This window comes from Roseburia sp. 831b (assembly GCF_001940165.2).
Classification (GTDB): domain Bacteria; phylum Bacillota; class Clostridia; order Lachnospirales; family Lachnospiraceae; genus Roseburia.
Genome location: NZ_CP135162.1, coordinates 2569006 through 2586436, shown reverse-complemented (window position 1 = coordinate 2586436; position 17431 = coordinate 2569006). Strand labels below are relative to the sequence as shown.

The window sequence follows — 17431 nt, the reverse complement described above, 5'->3', positions numbered from 1 at the left end:
GAGAAGGCGGGAGGTACATATGAATTATTTAGTGATAGATTTAGAAATGTGTAGAGTTCAAAAACTTTATAAAAGAAATTACAAATATGCAAGTGAGATAATACAGATTGGAGCGGTTCTTTTAGATGAACGCTTCAAAAAAATTGCGACACTTTGTCAATATGTTAATCCTGAGTATGGGGTGTTAGATAATTTTATAGAAAAATTGACAGGAATAAAAAATTATGAAATTAAGAGAGCACCAAAATTGACAGAAGCACTCGAACATTTAGTTGATTGGATTGGAGATAGAGAATACAGAGTTTACGCATGGAGCAATTCGGATCAATTGCAAATTTTGCGAGAAATAAAGGCGAAGGATATAAAGAGTGACAAAATTAATATATTTATGGACGAAAATCGGTGGATAGATTATCAAGAGGTATTTACGCAACGATTCCATTTGGACAGGCATTTTAGTTTGGAAGAAGCACTAGAACGTGCAGAAATTGAGCCAGAAGGCAATTTTCACGATGGACTAGATGATGCGGTCAATACCGGAAAGCTGATTGAAAAACTTGAATTGAATCCGGAATATAAGTTAGTTGATTATGCATTGTTGGAGTCAGACGGACCATTAAGTTGTACAATCGGTGACTTACTTGGAAAAATGCAATTAAATATTGGATAAGTGATGTAAAGGAACAAAATGAAGATGAGGGATGTCAAGCAGTCACAAATTTCTTGAAACTCTCCTGTCAAAAGAATACAATAATAATGGTGTGTTATCGTTTTTATATAGGTTAATATGTGAAATACCAGACAACAGAAGAATTTGTATAAAGTAGAGATTTCTAGAAAATCGTGGGCAAGGCAAATTCGTTAACAGATTTTGCTAATATCTTAGAAAAAAATATGTGTCCGGTATGCGATTCAGCAAGAAGACAAGGCTATGAAATATGGAATCTTGCATAGGAGGATTCAATGAAAATATATAACAAATTAGTTCGAGATAAAGATGGCAGATGTTCTTGAAGTGTTACAGGCAATTTGCGTGGCTAGAGGGTATTCATTAGAAGAGTTGTGGGGCAATTAAAAGGTTCTAAGATTAAGGCAGTAAAAGACAAAAGTTGTAACGGAAAAAGGATGAGTTGGAAAGACAAAGAATCAGCATTGAACTTATGGATAGATTTGATGCTGATTTTATTTTTACTACATCAATTGAAAAAACGGGGCAAAATATATACATATTAATTACAAAAACGGGGCAAAATACAACATAAACAATTGAAAAAACGGGGCAAAAGGTGTATTGTTTAGTTGGAGGTGCAGGCTTATGTACAGAAAAGACTCTATTACAATAGAAGAATGGTTAATAAATTCAAACAAGGCACTGCTGGTGACGGGCGCAAGACAAATAGGAAAGACTTGGCTTATAAGAGACGAGATTAGCAAGAGTGGATATGCAAAGTTTGAAATAAATTTTATCGATCAGCCAGACATGGTTACTTATTTGAATACGGAAATGAGTGCGGAGGAGTTTCTGGTTAAATTGAAAATGATTATGCCGGAGAATTGTAAACCGCATGAGACGGTGGTTTTTTTTGATGAGATTCAGAAATGCCCGGAAATAGTAACCAAAATAAAATTTCTTGTGGATGAAGGAAGCTTTAAATATGTTATGAGTGGTTCCTTATTAGGGGTAGAACTTCGTGGAATTGCATCTGCGCCGGTTGGATATCTATCGGTTTTGCGAATGTATCCTATGGATTTTGAAGAATTTATGATAGCGAATCACGTATCGAAAACAACATTAGAGATGTTGAAAGAAAAATTTGAAACCTGCAGACCGGTAGATGAATTTATACATCAGAAACTTTTGTCATTGTTTTTCGTGTATCTTATTGTTGGAGGAATGCCGGATGCTGTAAAAACTTACATTGATACGAAGGATATACGTGAGGTTGATAAGATACAAAGAGACATTGTGACGCTATACAAAGAGGATTTTACGCAATATGAGAGTGAAGATAAAAAGCTAAAACTAAAATCTATTTATGAAATCGTTCCGGCTGAATTAAATAAGCAGAATAAAAAGTTTGTTTTTACAATGCTGGATAAAGAACTAAAGTTTAATAGATATGAAAATAGCTTTTTGTGGTTAAAAGATGCAGGCGTTGTGCTGCCTGTTTATAATGCGGATGCCCCAATTATTCCCCTTTTGGCAAGTAAAAGCAGTAATGTGTTTAGGCTTTTTTCGAGTGATATTGGGTTGCTTACAAGTGCGTATCCCGCAGAAACAAAAGTTGAATTAATTAATAAAAATGGGGAAGTTAACAACGGGGCGCATTTTGAAAACGCGGTTGCACAGCAGTTATCGGCGAATGGATTTGAACCATATTTTTGTAAAAAGAAGAATCTGGGTGAACTGGACTTTGTGATAGAGATGGGAGGAAAAGTCGTCCCAATCGAGGTTAAGTCAGGAAAATCCTATAAGGTGCATAAAGCGTTAGACAATTTTATGAACGTTTCGGATTATCATATAGAAAAAGCATATGTTTTTTCCACCGGCAATGTAGAAAAGGCAGGAACAGTGACATATCTTCCAATATATATGTGTTATCTTTTAAAAGAACAGCAAATTGGTAAGATGATAGTAGATTTAGATATTGATGGATTATAAATGAAAAGAAAATACACTAATAAAATATTGAGTATATAAGGAAATAAAAAAATGACCAACACCCCTAAACATCCAACCCATTACAACACCCCCGAAGAAGCCCTAAAAGACCTCTTCGGCTACGACACCTTCCGGCCGGGGCAGAAGCCCATAATCGACAGCATCCTCTCAGGCAGAGATACGTTTGCAGTCATGCCGACCGGCGCCGGGAAATCGCTTTGTTATCAGATTCCTGCTATGTTATTATCTGGAATTACAATTGTAATTTCACCGCTGATTTCGCTCATGCAGGATCAGGTAAAAGCATTAAATGATGCGGGCGTTTCTGCAGCATTTATCAACAGTGCATTGTCGGAAAGCGCATTTTTCGAGACGGTCAGCAGGGCGAAGCAGGGGATATATAAGTTGATATATGTGGCTCCGGAGCGGCTGGTGACGGAGGGATTTTTAAATCTTGCAAAAGAGGTTCCGATTTCGATGATAACGGTGGACGAGGCGCACTGTATTTCACAGTGGGGACAGGATTTCCGTCCGAGTTACACAAAGATTGTGGAGTTTGTGAATCTATTAGAAAAGCGCCCGATTATCAGTGCATTCACGGCGACGGCGACGGAGACCGTCCGCGAGGACATCGTCTGTACACTTGGATTGGACAATCCATACACGATGGTAACCGGATTTGACAGGGAAAATTTGTTTTTTCAGGTGGATAAGCCAAAGAGCAAGGAACAGTATATTGTGGATTACATAGCGAAGCACCCGGACGAAAGCGGCATCATTTACTGCGCTACCAGAAAAAATGTGGACAGCGTATATGAGCTTTTGAAGGAAAAAGGTGTGTCAGTTGCGAAATATCATGCTGGAATGAGTGCGGCAGACAGAAAGCAGATGCAGGAAGATTTTGTATTTGATTATACCAGTATTGTGGTTGCGACAAATGCGTTTGGAATGGGAATCGACAAATCAAACGTGCGGTTTGTCATCCACTACAATATGCCGCAAAGCATGGAAAATTACTATCAGGAAGCGGGCAGAGCCGGCAGGGATGGTTTAGATTCTAAGTGCATTTTGCTGTTTTCTCCGCAGGATATTGTAATCAACAGGTTTTTGTTAGAGCACAAGGAAATGGCGGATATCGACCCGGCAGACAGGGAGACGATAAAGGAACGTGATGCGAAAAGGCTTCAGGTGATGGAGCGGTATTGCTATACGACAGAGTGTCTGCGCAACTATATTTTGAAGTATTTTGGGGAGAACCCGTCAAAACCGTGCGAGGATTGCGGCAACTGTCTGCGCGAATTTGAAACTCTGGATATGACAGAGGAAGCAAAGAAAATCATTAACTGCGTTTTTGAAGCCAAAGGCCGGTATGGAAAAACAATCATTATCGACACGGTTGTGGGCGCGAAGACGGCAAGGCTGGAAGAAATCGGGGCGACAGGCTACAAGTCATACGGCGTACTAGCTTCCTCGAACAAAAAACTTTTGCGGCGTCTGCTGGAACAGATGGTAATGGAAGGCTATCTGGTGGTCGGGGACTATCAGGTCATAAAGCTTGGCGATATCAGCGCCCTGAAAGCTTCTGGCACAAAAGTGTTGGTCAAAATTACGGACGAGGATAAGCTGCCGGAAAAAGCTTCGAAGCCGAAAAAGAAGGCAAAGGGTACGGAATCGCTGACTTCAGCCGGCTTCCAATTGTTTCATAAGCTTCGGGCACTCCGCCTCGAAATTGCGCGAGAGGAAAAGATGCCACCTTATATTATTTTCAGTGACAAGACTTTGATTGATATGGCAGCCAAAGTGCCTTCTAATAAAGAAGAGATGATGAATGTTTCCGGTGTGGGTGAAAACAAATTTGCGAAATATGGGGAGCGTTTTCTTTCTGTGATAAAAGAAACCGTGCACTGATATTTTAATGTTCTATTCTATCTGAGATTGTGCCCGTAGCTTCCATGTCCTCATCGTATTCATCGGGAAGATATTTTCGGAAGATTATGATAAAAAAGTTGGAAAGAATCCATGTGATAAGTCCAACCCCACACACAACAAAAAGTCCGATAAAAGTTTTGGAGCCTATAAAACAAAGACCAAAAGTCAGGATAATCACAAGCATGAGCAAGGTATATCCAAAGTTGGCAACCGACATTAAAAGTGCATTTTTTATGTTGGTAAAAATTGTATTTTCAAATTTTGCCTGTACTGGAAAAATGTACAAAAGAACCAGAAAAAAGGGTACAAGCAAAATGGATGATACAAAAATGATAACTTGCCCAAAGCTAGTGGTGACAGCCATGCCGGTTCGGATATCTGTAAATAAAAGGGCTCCTATAGCTAATAGAAGGAACCATATCATTGTTGCCTGCTTGAAATTTTCTTTAAAAGAATGAAAAAAGTTTTTCCATATGTATCCTTCATCACGTCTTGTTCTTTTCATAAATGCATAGTAAAGAGCAGTAGTGGAAGCGCCTATTGTGAAGATAGGAAGACTGCAAATTATCCAGATTACGTGCATAATAACCAAATCAAATACAAGGTTAAAAAAACGTCCTAACCAAGAATCAGAAGATAAAAAGTTCATAAAGTACCCCCATGTTTATTTTTTGATTATTATATTACGTTTTTTCAAAGGTGTCTATCTTTTATTAAATTTTTAGTTTAGATAAAACTAAAACAGTGGCACTAAAAATAAAAAAACTTGTGCAATATAACTAAAATATAGTATATGAATAGCGATTTTCTGTCATAGCAACTGACGTATTTTTAGAAAATAGTAAAGAAGTATTGAAAATACTAAAACAATCTGATACTATAAAATTACAAAAAATAAAGCACAGCAAAAATGTGCAATGTGTTGATTCATTAAGGAGGAGAAATTAATGAAAAAGAGATTCGTCTCAGCCGCAATCGTGGCAGCTATGTTAGCAACATCACTAACAGCATGTGGGGGAGCATCAGATTCAACAGATACTGGTGCAAAATCAAAAGAAAAATCTGGAAAGGACACCGTTAGCATTTATGTATACGGTAACGACCAGGAACAGGAAATGTATCAGGAACTTTTCGAAAAGTTTGAAGAGGAGAACAACTGTACCGTAGATGCGCAGTTTAGTATTAAGGATGATTATGGCACAACCATTACTGGTATGATGACAGCCAAAAACCTTCCAGACGTATTCTACATGGGGCCGGAAAATGTAAAGTCTTATGTTGATAATGGATATGTTCTTGATATGAAGCCAATTCTGGAGAGCGAGGGGTTAGATACTTCGGATATTTTGGCAAGCACACTTGGGGCATATGAGTATGAGGATGGACAGTATGGTTTACCGCACGATTCTTCCGTATTTGCTTATGCATATAACAAAGATTTGTTTGATGAGGCTGGTCTTGATTATCCAGATCCAGATCATCCATATACCTATGAGGAGTTCGTTGAGGTATGTAAGGCTCTTACAAAAGATACAGATGGGGATGGAGAGCTTGACCAGTGGGGATGTGCGTTTGCACCAACTCTTATGATTCAGCCATGGATATACTCAAATGGAACAAGTTTCCTTACAGATGATTATAAGACAGTAAACGTTACAGATCCAGCATTTATTGAGGCTGTAGATGATATGGTAGCTCTTACAACAGAATATCATGTAACACCAACCGTTGAACAAGAGGCGGGAACTGGGGTATACCAGAGATGGATTGATGGAACTGTTGGTTTCTATGCTTGTGGTACATGGGATATCGCAGCATTCATGGATCCTGAGGTTGTAAACTTTAACTGGGATCTCTGTGCATACCCAACACTTTCAACCGGTGAGACCTATGCATGGTGTGGAACTGTTGGATACTGTGTAAGTGCTAATACAAAGAACGATGTTCTTGCTACAAAGCTTGCCTACTACATGTCTGCATCTGATGAGGCTATGAAGCTTGAGTCAGGTATTGAAGGAGGAAATTCGGTATTGATTCCGAACCTTGTATCCATGTCAGAAAATGAGTTTGCACAAGCAATCGATGATGGAACACTGAAATATCCAGATAATTATGAAGTATTATTTAACTACTTAAATAACCAGAATGGATATCACTCAAGATTTAATGATGAGACATATACTCCAAACGCAGAGTGGTTAAACAAATTCTTTGAAGGATTTGATACAGTAAGGGATGGTTCCAAGACAACTGAAGAATATTGTAATGAAGTTCAGGAAGAGATGCAGCAGTTACTTGATGAGGCATACGAAGATCAGTAATGAATCCTGTAAAATAGAAAAATAACAATGGGAATGGGCGCGTTGTCCATTCCCATCTATATAAGAAGGTAGTTATGGAGGAAAGACTTATGAGCAAAAAGGGGTATAAATCCCCAAAGAAAAAAATGAGCAAGGCTGCATTTCGTGAGCATTGTTATGGATTGGCGTTTGTGGCGCCTCCATTTATCGGTTTTTTGGTGTTTATGGCATTTCCGATTGTATTTTCGTTTATTGCAAGTTTGACAACCTGGAATGGTATGAACAATATGATAGATCATTTTTGTGGATTGGAAAACTATATAAAACTTTTTACAGATGAAAAATTCTGGAAGGTTCTTGGTCATACGATTGTATACATGATTGGTATTCCAATCGGCATGTTCCTAGGGGTTTTTATTGCCATGGGAATGAATCGTAAAATAAAAGGAATCAAAGTTCTTAGAACAATGTATTATGTACCGGTTATTTCCTCTCTGGTAGCAGTTGCGATTCTCTGGGCATTTGTATTTAACTATGATAACGGACTTATCAATGTGATTATAAAAGGCATTACAGGAAAACAGGGACCGAACTGGCTTGGAAATGAAGCCTGGGTAAAGGTTTCCATGATCATTTTCATGACATGGAAGGGATTAGGAACGTCGATTATTCTTTATCTCTCTGGGCTTCAGAGCATTCCTAGAGATTACTATGAAGCAGCCAGAATTGATGGAGCGAATGGATGGAAGTTATTTAAAAATATTACATGGCCGCTTGTATCACCGGTTACATTCTATTTGCTGATTACTGGTATGATTGGCGGTTTCCAGGCATTTGTTGAAGTCCTTGTTATGCTTCCGACAGGTGGCAAAAACTACTCGGCAGCAACGGTTGTATTCTATTTATATGATAAGTTTGCAGCGAATAAATATGGATATGCATCCGCAATGGCATTCTTATTGGCAATCATCATCTTTATCATAACTGCGATTAATTTCAAGGGGCAGGATAAATGGGTGAAAACAATAGATTAAGGGGGCGATGAGATGGCTAAGAATACAGAAAGAATGGATTCAGGAGTAAGAACAAAAAAAGAAAAAAGAATGGACGTTGTTGTCTTTATCGTTCTTGCAATTGGAGCAGTTGCGATGGTATTTCCACTTATCTATATGGTGTGCGCATCCTTTATGACGAAAGGACAGATTTTATCAGGTAAGTTTAGCCTGATACCGAATCCGGTAAAAACCGGTACCTATGCAGAAGTACTTTTTGATTCGAATTTCCTTAAGGGTGTCAGAAACACAATGCTTGTTGAAATTCCGGTGCTTCTTGTAGGCGGATTTACATCATCACTTGCAGCATTTTCCTTCAGCAAATTAAAATTTAAAGGTAAGAATGGAATCTTCCTAGGACTTCTTGCGACCATGATGATTCCGTTTGCTGTAATTATGATTCCACAATATGTTATGTTTACCAGATGGGGACTTACAGATAGTCTTTTGCCACTTATTCTGCCAGGATTATTTGGTAATGTGGGCATGATTTTCTTTTTAAGACAGAATCTTTCCAGTATTCCGTATGAATTTGTGGAGGCGGCAAAGATTGATGGGTGTGGATACTTTAAAATGTACTATGCAATCTTTTTCCCATTGATGAAGGGAGCTGTGATGACACAGATTATTCTATGGTTCATGGGGATTTGGAATGATTATCTTGCACCAACGATATTTGTGGCGAATGACGAGTGGCAGACATTGCAGGTTGTAATCAGACAGTTTAACTCGCAGTATGCGGTAAATAGCAACTATCCACTTATCATGACTGCATCAGTACTGGCATTGATACCAACATTGTTACTGTTTTTCTTTTTCCAGAGATATATTATTGAGTCGATGGCAATTGCGGGTGTAAAAGGCTAAGATGGAACACTATTTTACACTTAATGAATATAATGTAAAAAAATATGGAAATGCCGGGGCTCATGACCCATCTATGATGTGGGATCCGGTAAGTGAAAAATATTATTCATATTGTACAGATGTCTATGATCCTCCTCTTGGTCTCGAGGATAAAATTGGAATTCCCATTAGAAGTTCTGAGGACCTGATACATTTTAAATATGAAGGTATTGCACTATCGGACGCAGCAATAGAAGAGGCGAGAGATAATGGTGAATTTCCAAAGACGGTAAATTTTTGGGCACCATTTACAGAATACGTGAATGGTGAGTATAGAATGTACTATTCTGCCACAAGAGCATTTGGAAGTTCTGAGTCAAGAATCTGGCTGGCATGTTCAAAAAATCCGCTTGGACCATTTGAAAATCGTGGTATTGTGGTCGATACCTGGGAGACAGATGACAGCAAACCAAATGGAATTGACCCGCACATTATATGGGAAAAGGAAAGGTCATATTTGGTCTATGGTTCGTTTTTTGGAGGAATTTATATAAAAGAACTTAATTCTATGACAGGACTTTCATTAGACGGCTCCCCCAAAAGTTTAGGAAAATGCATTGCCCAAAAAGGGAATCCACCGATTATGGATGGACCAGAAGGGGCGTCCATAATCTATGTAAAAAAAACAGGGTACTACTACTTATTTCAGTCTTATGGATGGCTTGGAAATGATTATGACATTCGGGTTGGAAGGAGCAAATATGTAACAGGACCATATGTTGACAGAAATGGATTGGATTTACGGGAGAAGGCGCTGGGGCAGAAGATAGCCAACAGTTATCAATTTGATGGAAAAAATCCCAAACATGGAAATGCTCAGAAAAATTGGGCATGGAATGGATTTCGTGGACCGGGGCATGGGGTTCCGTTTTATGATCCTAGGAGCAGGAATTATTTTTTTGTGCATCATATCAGAGATGGTGCAAAATGCAATGAATATGTCGAGAATATGGAGGGCAGAGTAAGTTATAGCAGACATTATATGATGATTAGGCCAATGTTTTTCCTCGATGGCTGGCCGGTACTTGGACCGGAGAACTACGAAGGAGAAACATTCGAAGCTGTAAATCAAAACGAGATACCGGGTGAATGGGAGTATATTTTGCTAGATGACAGAGATAATGGTCTGAAAAAATCGAAAATAGTTTCCATAAAGGACTTTCAAAGTTTGCCTGGAAAGTATAAAATATATAGGTGTAGTGATTACGAGAATAGCAAGGAAACGCTTGCTGTTACAGGGTACACGGATGAGCACGTTTGCTATTGGATGAAAAAGAGATAATTAGGAGTAAATAGGATACAATGATTCACATTAAAAAACTTGAGGAGGGAGTGCCGGTATTTAAGGCACTAGGTTCTGAAATAAGAATAAATATAATCAAGCTTCTTCTTGAACATAAGGAAATGAGTATGAATGAGATTGCTAAGGCACTTGGTGTGACCAATGGAGCTTTGACAAGCCACATACGAATGCTCGAAGAGACAGGAATTATTGTTGTCTTGTCGGAGAGAAATGTTCATGGAAACAAGAAGATGTGTCGTTTGAAGGAGACTCAGATTATGTTTGATATCAGTGGTGATGAGAGCAGTGGCAATGAGTTGATTTACGATACAGATGTGAAGATTGGACATTATTCTGATTATGAGATTTATCCGACCTGTGGTATTGCAACTTCCCATAACCTGATAGGGGAGGTTGACGATCCTAGGTATTTTGCGCATCAGGACAGAATCAATGCGGGGATTCTTTGGTTTGGCCGCGGATATGTGGAATACATTATTCCGAATTTGTTGCCGGATGCCACAAAGATTGATAAGATTACAATTTCGTTTGAACTTGGCTCAGAAGCACCAGGCATCAACAGTGACTGGCCGTCTGATATCTCGTTTGTCTTAAATGATGTATATCTTGGAACATGGACCAGTGCGGGTGATTTTGGGGATGTCAGAGGTATCTTTACACCTGATTGGTGGCCGGTAAACTGGAACCAGTATGGACTTCTTAAGATGCTTACCATTGATAAAAAAGGTTGTTTTATAGATGGACTAAAAATATCCGATGTGAACATCGACCAGTTTAAGTTAACATATAAGAGTGTTATTCGCTTTAAATTTCAGATTATGGATGATGCAAAAAATATCGGTGGGCTTACACTGTTTGGCAGTGAGTTTGGGAACTACAGCCAGGATATCAAAGTTCATATAACGTATAGCGAAATGTAAAATAGTTTAATAAAAAAGAGACCACATGTTTATTTGTGGTCTCTTTTTTTGTAATAAGAAATTTCATTCTTATTACAAGGTTGCTTTTACTAGATTGATATAGGATGAAGAAAAATAAAAGAATTATTGAAAATAGATTGACGACATATTTACTATTTAGTAAAATATTATAGAAGTATCTAAAATATAATGTATAAGGATTAGAGGTTATGATGAAAAAAGGAGTAAAAATAGGTATTGCAGCTGGACTTGCAGCAATTGCTGTGGGTGGTGGCACAATCGCTATTGTTGCAAGCGGTGTACTTAATAAGACGCCAGAGTATGATTTTACTGTTAGTTATGATGGAATAGCTACAGCAAAGACTATTAAGGATGTTGCTGTTCATGATCCTTCCATTATAGAGGAGGATGGGACCTATTATATTTTTGGTTCCCATATGGCAGCTGCGAGCAGTACAGATATGCTGAACTGGAAAGTGATTGGAAATGGTTATTCAGGAAAAAATAAAGTTTTTACAGATTTAAAAAACTATGATTCAGGAGAATTTGACTATGCTGGTAATAAGGCAAGTCTTAATCCGACAGAGGATGGAGAGCCTCATGTGTGGGCGCCGGATGTGATTTATAACAAGGCGCAGGGACTTTACTACATGTATTATTGTACATCCTCTAACTGGAATACATCAGACATAGTTTATGCCACATCTGAGCATATAGATGGTCCATACGAATGGCAAGGTACACTTATTTATTCTGGTTTTACAGTTGACACAATAGAGGCGACCAATGTGCTGGATTATGTGGACAAGGAAACGGCTATTGATGCGTATACAAAAAAAGCGGGATATGAGTATAACTACAAGGAATATCCAAATGCCATCGACCCAACCGTGTTTTATGATGCAGATGGAAAAATGTGGATGGTATATGGTTCATGGTCAGGAGGAATTTTCTTGTTGGAAATAGATGAGTCTACAGGTCAGGTTATTCATCCAGAGGCTGATCCAGACAATAATGTGGACCCATACTTTGGCAAGAGACTTTTAGGTGGAGGACATACATCGATTGAAGCACCTTATATATTATATGATGAGAATGCTGGATACTATTATCTCTATGTTGCCTATGGTGAGCTGACAAGGGATGGAGGTTATCAGATTAGGGTTTTCAGGTCTAAAACAGTGGATGGTGATTATGTGGATATGAACGGCGCTTATCCCAACATTGGGGATGCCAATGCATTTTATGGATTAAAACTATCAGGTAATTATTATCTCCCTAGCCTTGAAATGGGATATAAGGCAACTGGCCATTGTTCTGCAATGATAGATGAGGATGGCAAGAGATACATCTGCTATCACACCAGATTTGATATGCAGTCTGAAACTCATACACCAAGGGTTAAGCAATATTTTATAAATGAAGAGGGCTGGCCTTGCATGCTTCCCTATTATACGGATGGAGAGACAATATCCGACACTGGATATGACAATGAAAATCTTGTTGGCAGATACTACGTGATTAATCAAGGGACAGGAATTGACAGTGAGGTGGCAGAGCCAGTTATCCTATATCTGAATGATGATGGAACTGTTGTCGGGGAGGATATAGAAGGAAGCTGGAAGGTGACGGATGGAAGCTGCTATGTGCATATTATATATGATGACAAGGAGTACAGCGGCGTATTCTGTCAGATGAAGGATGAAGCCGGAACAGATGTTATGACTTTTACAGCGGTTGGAAGTAATGAGAGCATCTGGGGAGTTAAATATACAGAGTTAGGAGAGTAGGAAAATGGATAAGACAGTAAAATATAATGAACCATGGATTGTGCAAAGGGCAGATCCATATGTATACAAACACACAGACGGAACCTATTATTTTACAGCATCGGTTCCGGCATATGATACAATTGTTTTAAGAAGTGCAAAGACCCTTGCAGGTCTTGCAGAGGCAGAGGAAAAAGTGCTCTGGAAAAAACATGAGTCAGGTCCTATGAGCAAGCACATTTGGGCACCGGAAATCCATTATCTTTTTGGAAAATGGTACATCTATTTTGCAGGTGGTGAGATGGAAGACGAGTGGGAAATCAGACCATATGTGTTAGAGTGTCAGGGCGATAATCCGATGAAAGATGAATGGATTGAAAAAGGCAAGATGGTCAGGGCAAAGGAGGATGAGTTCTCCTTTGAGGCATTTTCTCTTGACGCAACTGTTTTTGAAAATAAGGGTAAATGGTATTACATTTGGGCGGAGAAAGTAGGTGTAGGAAAACAGATTTCAAATCTATATATCGCTGAAATGGAAAATGGCTATACTTTAAAGACCGTACAGGAACTTCTTACAACACCGGATTACGACTGGGAGAGACATGGTTTCTGGGTAAATGAAGGTCCTGGAATCATAAAGCATGATGGTAAAATATTTATGACATATTCCGCTAGTGAGACGGGAATCCAGTATTGTGTAGGAATGCTTTCAGCAGATGAGGATGCAGACCTACTAGACCCAAGATCATGGACAAAAGAAAGGTATCCGGTTCTTGCAACAAATGAGGAAAAGGGTATCTACGGTCCAGGCCACAATTCCTTTACGAAGGATGAAGAAGGTAATGACATTATTGTATACCACGCAAGAACAGAGGCAAAGATAGTGGGCAATCCACTCTATAATCCAAACCGTCACGCAATGCTGATGCGTGTTAAGTGGAATGAAGATGGAAGACCGGTATTTGACTATGAATAGGGTTTGTAAAAAATGTCTCATGCGGGAAATGGCAGCGGCGGATGCTTTGATGATAGAAAAATATATGGCAGCAATAAAAGCAGAGGATAGAGTGCCAGAAGGAGAGTATGAGCGCAGGCTGTCTTTGTGCAAAGAATGTGAAAGACTTAATGCAGGAATCTGTGCAGCCTGTGGCTGTTATGTAGAACTAAGGGCGCTAAGTCCGGTTAGCAGATGTCCCTATCATAGCTGGTAATAGAAGTCACGAGCAGAACCTGCATTTCGCAGTTAGACCGTGGAGAGCAGATGAGGGATAGAATGTCATCTATTTGAGAAGTGTTTTTATGAGAGAACTTCAGTAAAAATGTAACGCATAAGCGGGGAAGGTAGAAAAATATGGCAAAATTACTAATCAATGATGGAAAAGAATTAGATACAATTGCTCCTGAGATATACGGACATTTCTCAGAACACCTGGGAAGATGCATTTATGAGGGGTTATATGTAGGAGAAAACTCTGATATTCCAAATGTCAATGGAATGAGAACAGATGTAGTGGAGGCACTTAAAGAAATCAATATTCCAATGCTTAGATGGCCAGGTGGATGCTTTGCAGATGAATATCATTGGAAGGATGGAATTGGAGAAAAATCAAAGAGAAAGAAAATGATAAATACCCACTGGGGCGGAGTGGTAGAAGATAATAGCTTTGGAACCCATGAGTTTATGGAACTTTGCAGGCAGCTTGGCTGTAAGACCTATATCAATGGAAATCTTGGAAGCGGCACAGTGCAGGAGATGTCAGAATGGGTTGAGTATATGACCTTTAAGGGCGTTTCACCAATGGCAGATTTGCGTAAGAAGAACGGACAGGAAGAGCCATGGACAGTTGATTATTTTGGAGTGGGAAATGAAAACTGGGGCTGCGGTGGTAACATGACACCAGAATTTTATGCCAATATGTATCGCCGTTACCAGACTTATGTGAGAAATTATAATCCTGAAAAACCAATTGCAAAGGTATGTTGTGGTGCAAATGTGGATGACTATCATTGGACAGAAGGCGTAATGAAGACCTGCTTCGACCATACACCAGGGCAGTTCCACGGATTCATGGATTATATCTCCCTCCACTATTATGTACATCCAGAGGGATGGGAGATAAAAGGGAGTGCTACTGATTTTGATGATGCTGTATGGTATAAAACCCTTGGAAAAGCCCTTGTGATGGAAGATTTGATTAACAGACATAGTGCAATTATCGATCAATATGATTCTGAGAAAAAGATCGGTTTATCTGTTGATGAATGGGGTACCTGGTTTACCTGTGAACCAGGTACAAATCCAGGATTTTTGTATCAGCAGAACACAGTTCGTGATGCCCTTGTAGCTGGTATTACATTAAATATCTTTAATAAACATTGTGACCGAGTCAGAATGGCTTGCCTTGCCCAGATGGTAAATGTACTCCAGTCTGTTATCCTTACAGAGGGAGAAAAAATGATAAAGACACCTACTTATCATGTATTCCATATGTATCGCCATCATCAGGGAGCAAAGCTTTTAGACAGCACGCTGAATAATGTTCAAACTATAGGAACAGAGGAATGGGGTGTGCCAGAAATTACAGAATCCGTATCGAAAAAGGATGGAATTATTACAATTACACTTAACAATTTATCTGCAACAGATGACAAGGAACTTGATATTGTGCTTACAGAGAAAGGCGAGTATGAGATAGTAGAGGCAAATATTGTCTCAAATGATGATATGAGAGCTTACAATACATTTGAGAATCCGGAAAATGTAAGAGAGACTGCGTTTACAGCATATAAGGTAAAGGGCAATATAATAACTGCAAAACTTCCGAAATGCAGTGTAGTGGAATTGCGGGTTAGATAGCAGAGTAAGTGGGAAGAACGTTGTGAAACGGAGAAAATTATTTTAATATTTATAACACAAAAGCTAAAACTGTAGTAATATTATGATATGCAAAATAGAAAAAGTGGGGGCAAATAAATGATAAATGCAAAAAATACGATTGAGAATGGGAAAGCGGTTCTTGGTATTGAATTTGGTTCAACAAGAATTAAGGCGGTTTTAATTGACGAGGAACATGTTCCAATTGCGACTGGGGAGCATGCATGGGAAAACCGGTTAGAAAATGGAGTTTGGACCTATACACTTGCTGATATCTGGGGAGGACTTCAGGATTGTTACAAAAAGATGACAGAGGATGTTAAAGAAAAGTATGGTATTCCTGTAAAAAAACTTGCCGCGTTAGGAATTTCGGCAATGATGCATGGATATATGCCGTTTGATGAAAAAGGAAAACTGCTTGTTCCATTTCGTACGTGGAGAAATACAATAACAGGTGAAGCTGCAAGCCAGCTAACAGAACAGTTTCAATTCAACATACCGCAAAGATGGAGCATTGCCCATTTATATCAGGCAATTCTGAATAAAGAGGAACATGTGAAAGACATTACATATTTATCTACGTTAGCAGGTTATATTCACTGGCAGTTAAGTGGAGAAAAAGTACTTGGCATCGGTGATGCATCAGGAATGTTTCCGATAGATTCTAAAATCAGAAATTATAATGCAAAGATGCTGGAGCAGTTTGCATCTCTTAGTACAGTAAAGCAATATCCATGGAAGATAGATGAAATACTTCCAACAATTAAAGTGGCAGGTGAAGTGGCGGGCTATCTGACCGAAGAAGGTGCAAAGAAGCTGGATGTCACAGGTAACCTAGAAGCCGGATGCCCAATGGCACCACCAGAGGGAGATGCAGGCACTGGAATGACAGCAACAAATTCAGTTGCAGTCCGCACAGGAAATGTCTCAGCAGGTACGTCGGTATTTGCGATGGTAGTTTTGGAGGAAGATCTGAAAGCCGTACATGAAGAGATTGATCTTGTTACGACACCGGTTGGTGATGCTGTTGCAATGGTACACTGCAATAACTGTACATCCGATTTGAATAAGTGGGTAGGTTTGTTTAAGGAGTTTTCCGACTTGTTTGGAATGAATCTTGATATAAATGATATTTACGGAAAATTATATACAAATGCGATGAATGGTGCTAAGGATTGTGATGGCATAGTGGCATTTAATACATTATCCGGAGAACCTGTAATCGGTACCAATGAAGGACGTCCAATGATTTTCCATAGACCGGATAGTAAAGTAAATCTTGCAAACTTCATGAGAACAAACCTTTATGCATCGCTTGCAACACTAAAGGTAGGATGCGATATCTTATTCAAGGAAGAAAAGGTAAAAGTTGATACAATATATGGTCATGGCGGCCTTTTTAAGACAAAAGGTGTTGGGCAAAATATTCTTGCAGCGGCGATGAATGCACCGGTAGCCCTAATGTCTACTGCAGGCGAAGGCGGACCTTGGGGAATGGCGGTTCTTGCTGCGTATATGGCAGAAAAACAAGCTGACAAGACTCTAGAACAATATCTGAATGATAAAGTATTTGTAGGACAGGAAAGTATTGTTGTCAAGCCGGATTCAGAAGATGTGAAAGGCTATGATAGATTTATTGAAAATTATAAGGCAGCAGTGCCGGTACAGCAGGCAGCAGTAGAGGCATTACCATTGTAAAAATAGCGGGAACGGAG

General features: G+C 39.1%; 14 protein-coding genes. 13 read left to right on the top strand and 1 reads right to left on the bottom strand.

The genetic code is table 11. From position 1 onward, the window contains the following. Window positions 1-19: 19 nt before the first annotated feature. The 3 genes from BIV16_RS11815 to recQ all read left to right on the top strand — a co-directional run bounded on the left by BIV16_RS11815 (window position 20) and on the right by recQ (window position 4570). Window positions 20-670, top strand: coding sequence for a 3'-5' exonuclease (locus tag BIV16_RS11815; protein ID WP_075680332.1), 651 nt, complete (start codon window positions 20-22; stop codon window positions 668-670). 645 nt (window positions 671-1315) lie between these two features. Further along, window positions 1316-2662, top strand: coding sequence for an ATP-binding protein (locus BIV16_RS11810; RefSeq protein ID WP_075680331.1), 1347 nt, complete (start codon window positions 1316-1318; stop codon window positions 2660-2662). 51 nt (window positions 2663-2713) lie between these two features. Continuing rightward, window positions 2714-4570 (top strand): DNA helicase RecQ, encoded by a 1857-nt coding sequence (recQ, locus tag BIV16_RS11805; protein ID WP_075680330.1) that lies wholly within the window; start codon window positions 2714-2716, stop codon window positions 4568-4570. Between the two features lie 4 nt (window positions 4571-4574). Here recQ and BIV16_RS11800 read toward each other — a convergent pair whose 3' ends face one another. Further along, window positions 4575-5240 (bottom strand): YesL family protein, encoded by a 666-nt coding sequence (locus BIV16_RS11800; RefSeq protein WP_075680329.1) that lies wholly within the window; start codon window positions 5238-5240, stop codon window positions 4575-4577. A gap of 298 nt (window positions 5241-5538) precedes the next feature. Between BIV16_RS11800 and BIV16_RS11795 the strand changes: the two genes are divergently transcribed. From BIV16_RS11795 to BIV16_RS11750, 10 genes are all read left to right on the top strand, one after another. Further along, the gene (locus BIV16_RS11795) at window positions 5539-6912 is read left to right on the top strand and encodes an ABC transporter substrate-binding protein (protein WP_075680328.1); all 1374 of its coding nucleotides are present in this window, start codon (window positions 5539-5541) and stop codon (window positions 6910-6912) included. An 89-nt stretch (window positions 6913-7001) separates the two neighbouring features. Continuing rightward, the gene (locus BIV16_RS11790; RefSeq protein WP_083625196.1) at window positions 7002-7925 is read left to right on the top strand and encodes a carbohydrate ABC transporter permease; all 924 of its coding nucleotides are present in this window, start codon (window positions 7002-7004) and stop codon (window positions 7923-7925) included. A 12-nt stretch (window positions 7926-7937) separates the two neighbouring features. After that, window positions 7938-8810, top strand: coding sequence for a carbohydrate ABC transporter permease (locus BIV16_RS11785; RefSeq protein WP_173664548.1), 873 nt, complete (start codon window positions 7938-7940; stop codon window positions 8808-8810). A 1-nt stretch (window position 8811) separates the two neighbouring features. Then, a complete protein-coding gene (locus BIV16_RS11780) occupies window positions 8812-10131 on the top strand; it encodes an arabinan endo-1,5-alpha-L-arabinosidase (RefSeq protein WP_075680326.1) in 1320 nt (439 codons plus the stop codon). Between the two features lie 20 nt (window positions 10132-10151). Next, a complete protein-coding gene (locus BIV16_RS11775) occupies window positions 10152-11072 on the top strand; it encodes an ArsR/SmtB family transcription factor (protein WP_075680325.1) in 921 nt (306 codons plus the stop codon). Window positions 11073-11281: 209 nt separating this feature from the next. Beyond that, window positions 11282-12862 carry a glycoside hydrolase family 43 protein gene (locus BIV16_RS11770; RefSeq protein WP_242940365.1) on the top strand — a complete coding sequence of 527 codons (1581 nt, stop codon included), beginning with the start codon at window positions 11282-11284 and terminating at the stop codon, window positions 12860-12862. A gap of 4 nt (window positions 12863-12866) precedes the next feature. After that, window positions 12867-13817 carry a glycoside hydrolase family 43 protein gene (locus BIV16_RS11765; protein ID WP_075680323.1) on the top strand — a complete coding sequence of 317 codons (951 nt, stop codon included), beginning with the start codon at window positions 12867-12869 and terminating at the stop codon, window positions 13815-13817. Continuing rightward, window positions 13810-14052 (top strand): DUF6171 family protein, encoded by a 243-nt coding sequence (locus BIV16_RS11760; protein ID WP_075680322.1) that lies wholly within the window; start codon window positions 13810-13812, stop codon window positions 14050-14052. Before BIV16_RS11765 ends, BIV16_RS11760 begins: the two co-directional genes overlap by 8 nt. Before the next feature lie 140 nt (window positions 14053-14192). Further along, a complete protein-coding gene (locus BIV16_RS11755; protein ID WP_075680321.1) occupies window positions 14193-15698 on the top strand; it encodes an alpha-N-arabinofuranosidase in 1506 nt (501 codons plus the stop codon). A 117-nt stretch (window positions 15699-15815) separates the two neighbouring features. Then, a complete protein-coding gene (locus BIV16_RS11750) occupies window positions 15816-17414 on the top strand; it encodes a xylulokinase (protein ID WP_075680320.1) in 1599 nt (532 codons plus the stop codon). Window positions 17415-17431: the final 17 nt, after the last annotated feature.